The sequence below is a fragment of the Microbacterium sp. NPDC076895 genome (assembly GCF_040687115.1).
GTDB lineage: Bacteria > Actinomycetota > Actinomycetes > Actinomycetales > Microbacteriaceae > Microbacterium.
In genome coordinates, this window is record NZ_JBFBMQ010000014.1 from 1 (window position 1) to 12,533 (window position 12,533).

General features: G+C 69.1%; 15 protein-coding genes. 5 read left to right on the plus strand and 10 right to left on the minus strand.

The features are described 5' to 3' along the window. Window positions 1–101 precede the first annotated feature (101 nt). From AB0O89_RS11855 to AB0O89_RS11865, 3 genes are all read right to left on the minus strand, one after another. Complete coding sequence (locus AB0O89_RS11855) at window positions 102–1,067, minus strand: alpha-ketoacid dehydrogenase subunit beta (protein ID WP_363497989.1); 966 nt, start codon at window positions 1,065–1,067, stop codon at window positions 102–104. Window positions 1,068–1,129: 62 nt separating this feature from the next. Next, window positions 1,130–2,260 carry a thiamine pyrophosphate-dependent enzyme gene (locus AB0O89_RS11860; protein ID WP_363497779.1) on the minus strand — a complete coding sequence of 377 codons (1,131 nt, stop codon included), beginning with the start codon at window positions 2,258–2,260 and terminating at the stop codon, window positions 1,130–1,132. A 10-nt stretch (window positions 2,261–2,270) separates the two neighbouring features. Next, window positions 2,271–3,374 (minus strand): histidinol-phosphate transaminase, encoded by a 1,104-nt coding sequence (locus AB0O89_RS11865; protein ID WP_363497782.1) that lies wholly within the window; start codon window positions 3,372–3,374, stop codon window positions 2,271–2,273. 74 nt (window positions 3,375–3,448) lie between these two features. Between AB0O89_RS11865 and AB0O89_RS11870 the strand changes: the two genes are divergently transcribed. Then, window positions 3,449–3,844 carry a phage holin family protein gene (locus tag AB0O89_RS11870; RefSeq protein WP_363497785.1) on the plus strand — a complete coding sequence of 132 codons (396 nt, stop codon included), beginning with the start codon at window positions 3,449–3,451 and terminating at the stop codon, window positions 3,842–3,844. A gap of 10 nt (window positions 3,845–3,854) precedes the next feature. Here the strand turns inward: AB0O89_RS11870 and AB0O89_RS11875 are convergent, their stop codons facing one another. Together AB0O89_RS11875 and AB0O89_RS11880 are read right to left on the minus strand one after the other, a co-directional pair. Then, window positions 3,855–5,258, minus strand: a complete 1,404-nt coding sequence (locus tag AB0O89_RS11875) for a hypothetical protein (protein WP_363497788.1) — start codon at window positions 5,256–5,258, stop codon at window positions 3,855–3,857. Then, window positions 5,255–5,542: a hypothetical protein gene (locus AB0O89_RS11880; RefSeq protein ID WP_363497791.1), complete on the minus strand. Its 288-nt coding sequence runs from the start codon at window positions 5,540–5,542 to the stop codon at window positions 5,255–5,257. The genes AB0O89_RS11875 and AB0O89_RS11880 overlap by 4 nt, the downstream gene beginning before the upstream one ends. A gap of 135 nt (window positions 5,543–5,677) precedes the next feature. On the opposite strand from AB0O89_RS11880, the gene AB0O89_RS11885 reads away from it, so the two are divergent. Together AB0O89_RS11885 and purB are read left to right on the plus strand one after the other, a co-directional pair. Further along, a complete protein-coding gene (locus tag AB0O89_RS11885) occupies window positions 5,678–6,184 on the plus strand; it encodes a low molecular weight protein-tyrosine-phosphatase (RefSeq protein ID WP_300590964.1) in 507 nt (168 codons plus the stop codon). A gap of 55 nt (window positions 6,185–6,239) precedes the next feature. Further along, window positions 6,240–7,649, plus strand: a complete 1,410-nt coding sequence (purB, locus tag AB0O89_RS11890) for an adenylosuccinate lyase (protein ID WP_363497795.1) — start codon at window positions 6,240–6,242, stop codon at window positions 7,647–7,649. A 14-nt stretch (window positions 7,650–7,663) separates the two neighbouring features. On the opposite strand, the gene AB0O89_RS11895 is transcribed toward purB, so the two are convergent. From AB0O89_RS11895 to AB0O89_RS11905, 3 genes are all read right to left on the minus strand, one after another. After that, entirely contained in the window at window positions 7,664–8,017 is a 354-nt protein-coding gene (locus AB0O89_RS11895; RefSeq protein WP_292706970.1) for an amino acid transporter, read from the minus strand. Continuing rightward, a complete protein-coding gene (locus tag AB0O89_RS11900) occupies window positions 8,014–8,667 on the minus strand; it encodes an acyl-CoA synthetase (RefSeq protein WP_363497798.1) in 654 nt (217 codons plus the stop codon). The genes AB0O89_RS11895 and AB0O89_RS11900 overlap by 4 nt, the downstream gene beginning before the upstream one ends. A gap of 90 nt (window positions 8,668–8,757) precedes the next feature. Further along, window positions 8,758–9,753 (minus strand): aldo/keto reductase, encoded by a 996-nt coding sequence (locus AB0O89_RS11905; protein WP_363497801.1) that lies wholly within the window; start codon window positions 9,751–9,753, stop codon window positions 8,758–8,760. Window positions 9,754–9,824: 71 nt separating this feature from the next. On the opposite strand from AB0O89_RS11905, the gene AB0O89_RS11910 reads away from it, so the two are divergent. Together AB0O89_RS11910 and AB0O89_RS11915 are read left to right on the plus strand one after the other, a co-directional pair. Beyond that, complete coding sequence (locus AB0O89_RS11910; protein ID WP_363497804.1) at window positions 9,825–10,280, plus strand: GNAT family N-acetyltransferase; 456 nt, start codon at window positions 9,825–9,827, stop codon at window positions 10,278–10,280. 127 nt (window positions 10,281–10,407) lie between these two features. Continuing rightward, entirely contained in the window at window positions 10,408–10,701 is a 294-nt protein-coding gene (locus AB0O89_RS11915) for a hypothetical protein (protein ID WP_363497807.1), read from the plus strand. Window positions 10,702–10,712: 11 nt separating this feature from the next. Here AB0O89_RS11915 and AB0O89_RS11920 read toward each other — a convergent pair whose 3' ends face one another. Both AB0O89_RS11920 and AB0O89_RS11925 read right to left on the minus strand, forming a co-directional pair. Beyond that, window positions 10,713–11,636 carry a dienelactone hydrolase family protein gene (locus tag AB0O89_RS11920; RefSeq protein ID WP_363497810.1) on the minus strand — a complete coding sequence of 308 codons (924 nt, stop codon included), beginning with the start codon at window positions 11,634–11,636 and terminating at the stop codon, window positions 10,713–10,715. Between the two features lie 70 nt (window positions 11,637–11,706). After that, complete coding sequence (locus tag AB0O89_RS11925) at window positions 11,707–12,510, minus strand: alpha/beta fold hydrolase (RefSeq protein ID WP_363497813.1); 804 nt, start codon at window positions 12,508–12,510, stop codon at window positions 11,707–11,709. Window positions 12,511–12,533: the final 23 nt, after the last annotated feature.

Here is a 12,533-nt window from a genome sequence, read left to right on the forward strand (position 1 = left end):
ATCTGGGCACTCCTGCGCGACGGCACAACCTTCCATCAGGAATCACCACCCACCACGCCCATCGCCGCTTGACAAGCCAATTGAGATTCCTTTCGCGGCGCTCAGTAAGCGAGGGCGCGGTCGACGGCTTCGAGGATGCGGTCGGCATCCGGGAGGTACGTACCCTCGAGCTTGGCGGGCGGGAACGGGGTATCGAACGCCGACACCCGCAGTACCGGCGCCTCGAGCGAGAAAAACGCGCGCTCAGTCACGGTCGCGGCGATCTCGCTGCCGAGGCTCGTGAACCCAGGGGCCTCCTGGGCGTAGACCATGCGTCCCGTGCGGCGGACCGAGTCCAGGATCGGACCGTAGTCAACCGGCGAGAGCGAGCGCAGGTCGACGACCTCGCAGCTCGTGCCCTCGGACTCGGCGAGTGCCGCCGCCTGCAGCAAGGTACCGACCATCGCTCCGTGGCCGACGAGGGTGACATCGGTGCCGCGGCGAACGACGCGAGAGGCGTGCAGCGGCAGCGCCGGGGCAGTGGTGTCCACCTCACCCTTGTGCCAGTACGCGCTCTTCGGCTCGAGGAAGATCACCGGATCGTTCGAGGCGATTGCCTCCTGAATCATCCAGTACGCATCTCCTGCGGTGGCCGGGCTCACCACCCGCAGCCCCGGCGTGTGCGTGAAGTAAGCTTCGGGGCTTTCCTGGTGGTGCTCGATCGCGCCGATGTGCCCGCCGTACGGGATACGGATGACGACGGGCATCGGGACTGCGCCCTCGAGGCGGTTGGTCATCTTGGCCAGCTGCGAGGTGATCTGATCGAACGCGGGGAACACGAATCCGTCGAACTGGATCTCGCACACCGGACGGAATCCGGCAAGCGCCAGCCCGATGGCCGTGCCGACGATGCCGGACTCGGCCAGGGGCGTGTCGAGCACGCGCCGCTCGCCGAACTCTGCCTGCAGACCCTCGGTCACCCGGAACACACCGCCGAGCCGGCCGATGTCTTCACCCATGAGCAGGACGCGGTCGTTCGTGGCCAGAGCCTGTCGCATGCCGGCATTCAGCGCTCGCCCGAGCGGCATGGGTCCGGAGACCGGAGCCGCCGTCGCAGCTGTCGCCGTGTCAGTGGAGGTCGAGACGGTGGTCATCGGGTGCCTCCCTCGAAGGATGCCTCGTACTCGGCAAGCCAGCGGCGTTGCTCGTCCATCAGCGGATGCGGGTCGGTATAGACGTGAGCGAACATCGAGTCGCGTTCCAGTCCGCCGAGCTCATTCGTGCGCACGCGCAGATCGTCGGCGGCAGCGGCGGCCTCGGCATCCACCTCGTCGAAGAGGGTGAAGGGGGCGCCGCGATTCTCGAGGAAGGCCCGCATCCGTGCGATCGGGTCCCGCTGTGCCCACGACTGTTCCTCGTCGGAGGTGCGGTACTTCGTGGGGTCGTCGCTCGTGGTGTGGGCCCCGATCCGGTAGGTCATCGCCTCGATCGCGCGGGGCCCTTCGCCGCTCCGCGCCTCGTCGAGGGCACGCCGAGTGACGGCGTAGCTGGCGAGCACATCGTTGCCGTCGATGCGGATGCTCGGCATCCCGTAGCCCTCGCCGCGCCGCACGAGGGGCGTGCGGGACTGGGTTGCGACGGGTACGGAGATGGCCCACTGGTTGTTCTGCAGGAAGAAGACTTCGGGTGTGCGGTAGCTCGCGGCGAAGACCATCGCCTCGTGCACATCACCCTGGCTGGAGGCGCCGTCGCCGTAGTAGACGATGACGGCTTCGTCACGGTCGAGGTCGCCGGTGCCACAGCGTCCGTCGAAGACCAGGCCCATGCCGTAGCCCGTGGCGTGCAGCGTCTGGGCCCCGAGCACCAGCGTGTAGATGTGGGTGTTGCCGTTCGAGGGGTCTGCCGGGTCCCATCCGCCGTGTGAGAGTCCGCGCATCAGTCTGATGATGCCGATCGGGTCGACGCCACGGATGCGGGTGACGACGTGTTCGCGGTAGGAGGGGAAGAGGTGATCCTGCGGTCGGGCCGCGCGAGCGGAGCCGACCTGCGCTGCCTCCTGCCCGAGACTCGGTGGCCAGAGGGCAAGCTGACCCTGGCGCTGAAGATTCGTCGCCTGTCGGTCGATCGCGCGGATCACGACCATGTCGCGGTACAGCGTCTCGAGGTCCGAGTCGGCAAGCCCGTTCACGAGATCGAGGTAGGGCTCCGCTGCCGGATTGGGCGCGAGGGAGCCGTCAGCGGCGAGGATGCGGACGAGCTCAGGTTCTTCTGGCTGGGTCACGGTCCCTACGCTACCCGCGTGCGGGGTGCCCTTCCGGGAGGTCCTCTACAACGGAACCCGCGATCCGTAGCACTCTGTCCACAGACTCATGCTCTCCGACGGATATGCGCACCCCCTCGCCCGCGAACGGCCGGACGACGATTCCGCCGTCGTGGAAGGCATCAGCCACCGCCAGCGTGTCGGGTCCCGTGGCCAGCCACACGAAGTTTCCTTGGGCGTCGGGGACCCGCCATCCCTGCTCACGCAGGCCAGCCGCGAGCGCATCGCGGCGCTCGGTGATCTCGGCGACGCGCTCAAGCAACTCGGCGCGCGCGTCAAGGCTCGCGAGGGCAGCCTCTTCGGCGTGGGCAGTGACCGACAGTGGAATCGCGGTGCTGCGCGCGGCATCCAGCACTCGAGGGTGACCGATCCCGTAGCCGACGCGCAGCCCCGCGAGACCGTAGGCCTTCGAGAACGTGCGTAGCACGACGACATTCGGATGCCCCGCCTGCAGCACCCGCACCCCGTCGACGGCATCCGGGGCCGTCACGAACTCCGCGTACGCCTCATCGAGCACGATCAGTACGTCGCGGGGGACACGTGTGACGAAGTCGTCGAAGGCGGACTGCGTGACCACGGGTCCGGTCGGATTGTTGGGGCTGCACACCAGCATCATGCGGGTGCGGTCGGTGACGGCATCCGCCATCGCTGCCAGATCGTGGCCCGCATCCGGGGTGAGCGGTATGCGTACGGATGTCGCGCCCGACACCTCCACGAGGGAGGGGTAGGCCTCGAACGATCGCCACGCGTAGACCACCTCGTCGCCGGGCCCGGCGGTCGCCGAGATGAGTTGCGCGATGAGCGAGACGCTTCCGGCGCCGATGTGCACGGCGTCGGGGCTCACTCCATAGTCGGCGGCGAGTCGGTCGCGCAGCCGCGCCGCGCTCGCGTCGGGGTAGCGGTTGACCCCGGTCACCGCACGCATCGCGTCGATGACGCCCGGAAGCGGATCGTACGGATTCTCATTGCTCGAGAGCTTGAATGCGTCGGGAGCCGCCTGCCGACCCTGTTTGTAGGGCGGCAGGGCCGCGATCGCGGGGCGGACGCGAACGGGGATCGGGTCGGGGTCGGTCATTCTGCGATTTTAGGACCGGGGTGAGTGTGCGACCGGGCTGTTACCCGTCTGCGCCCTCGTGAAAGACTGCGGACATGAGCTTTCTCGTCCGCATCGTCGTGAATGCCTTGTCGATCTGGATCGTCACCCTGATTCCCGCGCTCGGGGTCACCGTGATCCCGTTCGCCCCGGGTGAGACGCTGCAGCTCGTCCTGACGCTGCTGCTCGTGGCGCTCATCTTCGCGCTCGTGAACACGATCATCGGCACGGTGATCAAGGTGCTCGCATTCCCCATCTACATCCTGACGCTGGGGCTCATCTCCCTCGTGATCAACGGCTTCCTGCTGTGGCTGACTGCCTGGTTCACGCAGTGGTGGAACTGGGGTCTGCGGGTCGAGGACTTCTGGTGGGGCGTGGTCGCTGCCCTTCTGATCTCGATCATCAACTGGTTCATCGGCATCCTCCTTCGGCCCCGCCGCAACAACGACTGACCGCTGACGGTTAGCCGCTGCCGCGACTCGCGGCGTATTCGGTGACGGTGACGCGTTCGGCCGAGCCGAGCGTGCTCCACAGATCTCGCAGTGCTGCGGCGCGCGGGTCGCTCGAGGCATCCACCATCGCCGCCGTTTCGGCGTAGCGCTCGATGCCGTGCGCAGCCAGGGCGAGGTCCTGTACACCCCCGACCGGGTCGGCCACGCGCTCGGCAACGAAACTGCCCGGTGCGCCCACCGTCTCGGCATGACCGCCGCCGGCGAGTCCCGCGACGGGATCGTCGGTGTGACGGATGCCGACACTGAGCACGCCGTCGGGGACTGCAGCTTCGACGGGTGAGCCGTACGTGATCAGGGTCTGCACGTCGTAGGTGCCTTCGAGCGCAAGAGCCGAAGCGAGCATCGCTCCCTGCGAGTGCCCGAACACGTGAACCGGCTCGCCCGGATCGACTCCCGCCTCACGGAGGGCGAGTTCGACCGACTCGAGGGACGCCGAACGCTCACCCCGGTACAGCTCGAGGTTCGACCGCATATCGAACGGGTCGCCCGAACCGCCCGAGACTGCCTGCGTTCCGGCGACATAGACAGCCGCCTGCGACCCGCCGCCGGGCATGGCGTACCGTTCGACGCGCACCCGCGCTCCGGCGGCACCGGGCACGCGACGCGCGGCATCCGCCAACCCTGACACCGGGCCCGAGACTGGCGCCGGGGCCACCGCGCGCACGGTGGTCGGCGCGGGCGACGGCGGGGGCACCGGGCCACCTGCCGCAGGATGCCGCGTCCCGCTGCGGTGCCCCGCGCCGGGGGTCGGTGTTCCGATGGCCCCCGCATCCGCCGCCGGGGCGCCCGGCGATACGGGTGCCCGCGACATCCGGCCGAGCCCCGCGAGCGCCACCCCGCTCCAGAGCACGCCGGTACCCACCGTGAGCGGGACCGCCATGCCCGGAATCCACCACGTGGCAGCCGCCACCTGACGAGCCATCTCGATCGGCCCGTCCCCCCGCCAGCCGTCCAGCGCAGCATCGGCGGCATGCGCAGCATCCGGGTAGTCCTGCTGCAGCACCGCCATCCGAACCTCGATAATTCTCGCCGCGTCGGTATCACCAGCCGCTGTCGCCGCCGCCTGCTGCACCCGCAGTTCGATGAGCTCGTACGCCGCAGCGAGGCTTTCGAGCGCCCCGGCGAGCGCAGCCGGCTGCTCCGCGACCCGGTCGGCGCCGCTCGCCAGCCACCGTGCCTCGAGGTCAATGCCGAACCCGGACGCGGTTGCCGCGGCATCCGTCGCCACCCAGCGCGCTCGGTCCGCGAACTCGCCCAGACTGACGCCGAACGCACGTAGCCGACCAGCCACCGCTCGCAGCTCCTCCGTGTCGACAGCGATCGCGCCCCCGCTGCGGATCTCAAGATCGCTCACGCCCCACCTCCGGCGAGGCCGAATCCGGGGTACCCGCCGAGGGCAGGCCACGGATGCGGCGCCCCGACGTCAGCACGAAGATCGAGGGCGCGCTCTCGCAGCCCCCGCAACGCTGCAACGAGGTTCGCCATCTCGATCTGGAACTCCGCGACTGCCGCTGTCTCCCACCCGCCGACCCGCGCGATCGCCTCCGCGTCGGCAGCGAGGTCGTCAGCCCACGATGCGAGTGCCGCGAGCTGTGCCTGCACGACGCTGGCCGCTGGCGACGCCCAGAGCTCATCCATTCCTCCACGGTCCCGACCCTCGGGGCGCGGGAGGCGGCATCCGTGACGTATTGTCGACGGTTCGGCCTCCCGCGAAACCGGGGAGGAGACGACGAACTGATGCGCTCGCCGGGCAGGAGGGGTATGAATGAACGCATGACTGCGAACGCCGTCGAGCCGTTTCGCGTCGTCTTCGTCTGTACCGGCAATATCTGCCGGTCTCCCATGGCCGAGGTCGTGTTCCGCGCCCTGGCCGACAGCGCGGGCGTCGGCGACCGTGTGCTCTCCACCAGCGCCGGCACCGGAGACTGGCATGTCGGCGAGCGCGCCGACGAACGTACCATCGAGGCGCTCGCGCGGCGCGGGTACGACGGCGCCCGCCATCGAGCACGCCAGTTCGGCAGGGCAGACTTCGACCGCAGCGACCTCGTGCTGGCACTCGATCGCAGTCACGAGCGGATCCTGCGGGGTTGGGCACACTCCGACGCGGATGCTGACAAGATCGCCCTGCTGATGTCCTTCGACGCTGCAGCCCAAACCCTCGACGTGCCCGACCCCTACTACGCCGACGAAGCGATGTTCGACGAGGTGCTCGGTATGATCGAGAGCGCCAGCCGCGCACTCTTCCGCCAGCTGGAGCCGGCGCTTCGCCCCGCGCCCTGAGGCGATCATCGCCCGGCGTATCGGGAGCCCGGACCGCAGATCCGACAGGAGTACCGTGACCTCCCTGCCCCGTGAGCACGACGCCATCTCGTTCGGCGAGCAGCCGCTGAGTCCCCTCGACGGGCGGTACCGCACCGCGGTGGCACCCCTGAGCGACTACCTCTCGGAGTCCGGCCTCAACCGGGCTCGCGTCGAGGTCGAGGTCGAGTGGCTGATCGCCCTCACCGACCGCTCGCTCTTCGGCACGGCACCGCTCGATGAGGCACAGAAGGAGCGCCTCCGCGCCCTGTACCGCGGCTTCGGCGCCGACGAGATCGCATGGCTGGCCGAGAAAGAGGCAGTGACTCGCCACGACGTGAAGGCCGTCGAGTACCTCGTGCGCGACCGGCTCGCCGAGCTCGGGCTCGAGCACATCGCCGAACTCACGCACTTCGCCTGCACGAGCGAAGACATCAACTCGGCCTCGTACGCCCTCACGGTGCAGCGCGCCGTCACCCAGGTCTGGCTGCCCCGACTCCGCGTCGTGATCGACCGGCTCGCGGCGCTCGCCCACGACCACCGGGATGCCCCGATGCTCTCACGCACCCACGGGCAGCCGGCGACCCCGACCACGATGGGCAAGGAACTTGCCGTCTTCGTGTGGCGGCTCGAGCGCGTCGAGCGGCAGATTGCGGCATCCGAGTTCCTCGCGAAGTTCTCGGGCGCCACCGGAACCTGGTCAGCCCACCTCGCCGCAGAGCCCGACACCGACTGGCCTGCTCTCTCGCGGGAGTTCATCGAGTCGCTCGGGATCGGGTTCAACGTGCTTACGACCCAAATCGAGTCACACGACTGGCAGGTCGAGCTCTACGACCGGATCCGGCACGCGGGCGGCATCCTGCACAACCTCGCGACCGACGTGTGGACGTATATCTCGCTGGGGTACTTCTCGCAGATCCCCGTTGCGGGCGCCACGGGCTCGTCGACCATGCCGCACAAGATCAACCCGATCCGCTTCGAGAACGCCGAAGCTAACCTCGAAATCTCGGGTGGGCTGCTGGCCACCCTTGCGCAGACACTCGTGACCTCGCGCCTGCAGCGGGATCTCACCGACTCGACGACGCAGCGCAACATCGGCGTCGCCCTGGGCCACTCCCTTCTCGCGCTCGACAACCTCGCCCGGGGGCTCACCGAGATCTCGCTCGCGCAAGCCGCGCTGGATGCCGACCTCGATGGCAACTGGGAGGTGCTGGCCGAGGCGATCCAGACCGTGGTGCGCGCCGAGATCGTCGCGGGACGCTCGCAGATCAGCGACCCCTATGCGCTGCTGAAGGACCTCACCCGGGGGCGCCGGGTCGGAGCTGCCGAACTCGCGGAGTTCGTGCGGGGTCTCGACATCGGAGATGCCGCGAAGGAGCGCCTACTCGCGCTCACCCCCGCAACGTACACGGGTCTCGCGTCGGAGCTGGTCTCCGAGATCGACTGAGCCCCGACCGCGCGCTAGGCGGTTGGTGCTGTCGAGCCGCCGGCCTCGCGGTCATCGGGCGTGCTCGCCGATGCGGCGTCGCCGTCGGGCTCCTCGTCCAGCAGCACGGGCCGATCGATGGTCTTGGTCACCTGCGCGGGGTCGATCGCCAGCAGCAGGAGTGCGAGCGCGACGAGGGTGACCACGAAGGTCACTCCGGCGACGATGAGCGCAACGACCAGAGCGTTCTGCACGTCTTCCGCGGGGATCTGCTGGAAGAACCCCATCGACACGAGCGTCACGATTCCCGCGAACAGGGCAGCCGCGAAAGCGAGACCGAGGAGCTGTACGGGGCGCATGATCTCCCGGCGCGTGGGCTTGTCGGTCATGGCTTCCTCTCCGCCGGTGCCTCGGCGATGGGCTCGATAGCCTCTGCATCCGTCTGGCGCGGCGAGAACGCGGCGATACCGAGGTAGACGGCGACGATCGCCGCGTACCCGCCGAAAATGCCGACGGCGATGGTGATTCCGGTCAGGGTGAAGGTCTGTCCCGCTTCTTCGATCGTGTAGGTCAGGGCGTACTGCACCGGAACGGCCAGGAGGCCGAGACCGAGCAGGATGCCGAGGGCGCCGATCGTGATGGCATCACGGCTCTGCGAGCGCGGCAGGTGCGTCATCCGTCGGGCCCGGATTCCCGCGACCAGCTCGACGATGCCGCTGAGCACAGCCCAGGCGATGACGACGACGAAGTACATGGTGTCGGTGCGAAGCCCCGGCATCCCGGTTGCCATTCCCGCGAGGAGGGCGAGGATGCCGAGGAGCACCGCTGCCCACCGGTCGCCCTTCGGGAAGATCAGCCACACGGCTGCGAACCACACCAGACCCGTCGCGATCGCGAAGCCGCTGAACACGGCGAGACCGACCGCCGCCGAGTGATCGGGTGAGAAAGTGATCATGACCGCTGCCAGCGCGGCGAAGAAGGCTCGCGCCAGCTGAAGATGCCTCACCTCGAGGGTGCGGAGGGGTGCAGCGCTGGTCACAACTCTCGATTCTATTCGCCGCGGCGCGCCTTCTCGGCGGGCCCGGGTTTCTCGGTCACCCCCTGTGGCCGCGCTGACAGCAGCGCAGGATCACCAGAGGGGGTGGATCGCTTCGCGCAGGTGACGGTCATAGACGGCGTGAACTGCCGCGTCGAATGCGTCGAGGTCGAAGACTCCGGGCTCGAGCAACGCACCCGCGGCAGCGTTGGCTTCGGCCTGCTGGGAGGTTCGTGCGCCCGGGATCGCGGAGGTGACACCAGGTTGCGCGGCGATCCAGGCGAGGCTCGCGGCGGGAAGCGAGACTCCCGCGGGCAGCGCGGCCGCCAGCTCGGATGCCGCGGCGATCCCGACCTCGAAGTCGACGCCCGAGAAGGTCTCGCCACGGTCGAACGCCTCGCCGTGACGGTTGTACGAGCGATGGTCATCGCTCGCGAACGTCGTGGCTGTCGTGTACTTGCCCGAGAGCAGGCCGGATGCCAGCGGCACCCGCGCGAAGATCGCGACATGTGCGGCTTCCGCCGCCGGGAGGACCTCGTCGAGCGGCTTCAGGCGGAACGGATTGAGAATGATCTGCACGTTGGTCACGCCCGGGCGCGCGATCGCGGCGAGCGCCTGCTCGCACGTCTCCACAGAGACGCCGTAAGCACCGACGAGACCGTCTTCGACGAGGCGGTCCAGCGCATCGAAGAGTTCGTCGGCGGCAATGACCTCGGTCGGCGGGCAGTGCAGCTGGACCAGATCAAGGGTGTCGACGCCGAGATTCTCGCGCGAGCGCTCGGTCCAGCCGCGGAAGGCCTCCTCGGTGTAGTTCTCGCGCAGCTGGTCGACGCGCCGGCCCATCTTCGTGGCCACGGTGATGCCGTGATCGGGCCGCTCGGCGAGGAACCGTCCGATGAGCTTCTCCGACCTGCCGTCACCGTACACATCGGCGGTGTCGAAGAGGGTCACCCCAGCATCAGCGGATGCCGCGAGCACCGCCAGCGCGTCATCCTCGTCGACCGCACCCCAGTCGGCGCCGAGCTGCCACGTACCGAGGCCGATCGCTGAGACGAGACGGCCGGTTCTTCCGAGGGGTCGCTGCTGCATGCATCCACTCTGCCACCCGCCGCCGACGCCCGGGCCCCGGAGCCCGCCGCGGAAGGCTCTAGGGTATGGCCATGCCCGTCACGTACCACCGAGCCGCCGCCGCGGACATCCCGTCCGAGACGCTCTACCGGATGCTGTGGCTTCGGCTTCGCGTGTTCGTGGTCGAGCAGCGCGCGGCCTACCCCGAACTCGACGGCCGCGACATCGAGCCGGGCGCTGAGCTCATGTGGGCGAGCGACGGCGACGAGGTGCTGTCGACCCTGCGGATCCTGCGCGACCCGGCGCAGATGCGCATTGGACGTGTGGCAACGGACGCCGCCGCCCGCGGGCGTGGCATCGCGGCGGAGCTCATGCTCCTTGCCGTGGCCCGATGCGAGGAGCGCGAACCTGGCCTGCCGATCGTGCTCGACGCCCAATCCCAGCTCGCGGACTGGTACGCGCGTTTCGGATTCGCGGTATCGGGCCCGGCGTTCTCGGAGGACGACATTCCGCACGTTCCGATGCTCCGCCCGGCGCTCCGCGGCTGACGGCTCTCCGCACCCGGCCGCCCCCCGAACAAGCCCGATCTCGTCGAGCCAGCCCGCGCTGCCGGCTCGTTCGGCGCGCGTTGGCTTGTTCGCTGCTGCGCGCCAGGTGCCGAGGCTACACGTCACCGTGACCGTGCACGGCGATTCCGCGTCCGTAACCTCTCTCGAGATCTGTGACGGTGAGACCTGCGTCAGGGGCCCCGGCGACACCCCGGCTGACCTCTGGTCCTACGTCGACCGGGACGGCGGCACCTGGAACTTCAACCTCGGGATGTCGACCCCAGACCCCGTCACCGTTCGCGCCTTCGGCGTCGACGATGCGCTCCTGACAGAAGTCGTGATCTCGCCGGAGTGGGTGCGCGTCGGCGGATCCGAGCAGTGCGGCGGTCCCCACGAGGGAACCGTCGACCTCACGATCTGACGGCCTGCGGCTCAACCAGCCAGTCGCTCGCGCAGGAAGTCGACCAGCAGTTCGTTGGCGCGATAAGTCGGGTGGCCGGGGACCTCGGCCGAGGCATCCGTCAGTACGGAGTGCGCGTTCGCGGGGATGCCGTGAGCGTTGCCGGGCGACGAGTCGATCTCGAACGCACGCCAGCCATCGCCGAGTAGACGCTCGAAGGCGGCGAAGCGCTGCGGCGGCACGCTGCGGTCCTGCGTGAACCGGAGCCCGAGGGCGCACAGGCCGTCGGCTGCGCGGCGGCTTACTGCCGCCTCCTCGATGATGCTCAGACCGGTCGCTGCGCGGCCCGCCCCGATCGGAGGCGGCATCGCCGGCTGCGAGAGCACGGGGGCGAGGACGCTGTCGTCCGCGGCAGCGGCCAGCGCGAATCCGCCCGAGAAGCACATCCCGATCACGCCAACGCCTGGTCCGCCGCATTCGGCGTGCAGGTGACGGGCGAGTGCCCGCAGGTAGTGGGCGATCGGCCGGTCAGCGCGGCGTGCGAAGGCTGCGAACTCCCGCGAGACGCACATGCGAAGGGCCGACCCCGCGATGTAGCCGCCGCTGATGGGACGCTCCGGCGTACCGATGACCGAGGGCATCGCGACGCGGAATCCCGCCGCGACCAGGCGCTCGCCGAGGGCGATCACCTCGGGGGTCGCGCCGGGCAGCTCGGGAACCAGGATGACTCCAGGCCCGTCTCCACGGTAATAGACGTCGTGATGTACCCCGTCGTGCTCGAAGGGGACCACCTGCCACTGCGCGAGAAGCTCGCTCACGCGCTTAGTCAACCACCCGGCGGCACCGGACGGTCGCAACGGCGCATCATCCGGTACGACCCGGCCATCGCAACGGCGCACCTTTTCGCCGACACGCCGCGCCGCGGCATCCATCATCCGGCGCGTCGCATCACCCATGCGCCGTTGCGACCGGTGGCAGGCCCGGATGCCGGATGCCGGCGCTCCGGATGACGGACGACGGATGCGGTCAGTCGGTGGCGGTGAAGAACTCGAGGCCCGCGGCGCGGAAGTCGCGGGAACCAGGGGTGTTGAAGTGGTGGCGGCCCGGGATCTCGACGAAGGTGCCGTTCGGGGTCGCGTCGGCAAGTCGCCGGGATCGAGGAAGAATCGCGTCCTCGCTGCCGGTGGCGAAGAGCACCGGCTGTTGGGGCGGCCGCCCAGGATCGGGGTCGCCCGCCTCACCGAACCGCATCCCCTCGGCGAGCGCCACGAGTGCTGACAGATCATTGCCCGGCACCCGCTCGGCGAGGGTCACGTAGTTGTTGGTCACCTTGTCGGTGACCGGCGTGCCGTCGGCGACGTAGGCCTTCGCCTGGTCGAGCTGGAGCCGGGCAAGCGGCGTACCGTCGGGGATGCCCCCGAGCACCGCGCGGGTCACCAGCTGCGGACGGTCGACGGCAAGCTGCCATCCGACCCGCGCACCGAGGGAGTAACCGAGATACCGCGCGGAGTCGATCAGGTACGTGTCAAGCACTGTCGCGAGATCGTCGATGAACGCCCGCATCTCGTAGGCACGTCGGTCGTGCGGCTTGTCGCTCGCGCCGTGACCGCGCTGATCCACGCCGAGAACGCGGAAGCCAGCGCGGGTGAGGTCACGCACCCACCCCGTGTTCACCCAGTTGTCGCGGCAACTCGACGAAAACCCATGGACTGCAAGGACAGTCTCGGCGTCAGGGTCTCCCCACGAATAGGTGGCGACGCGGTACCCCTCGCCCACCATCACGTACTGCGGGTCGGGCATCTCGGTCAGGGGGCGCGGTGCGGCATCCATGGCCCCATTCTTCCGCGGGCACG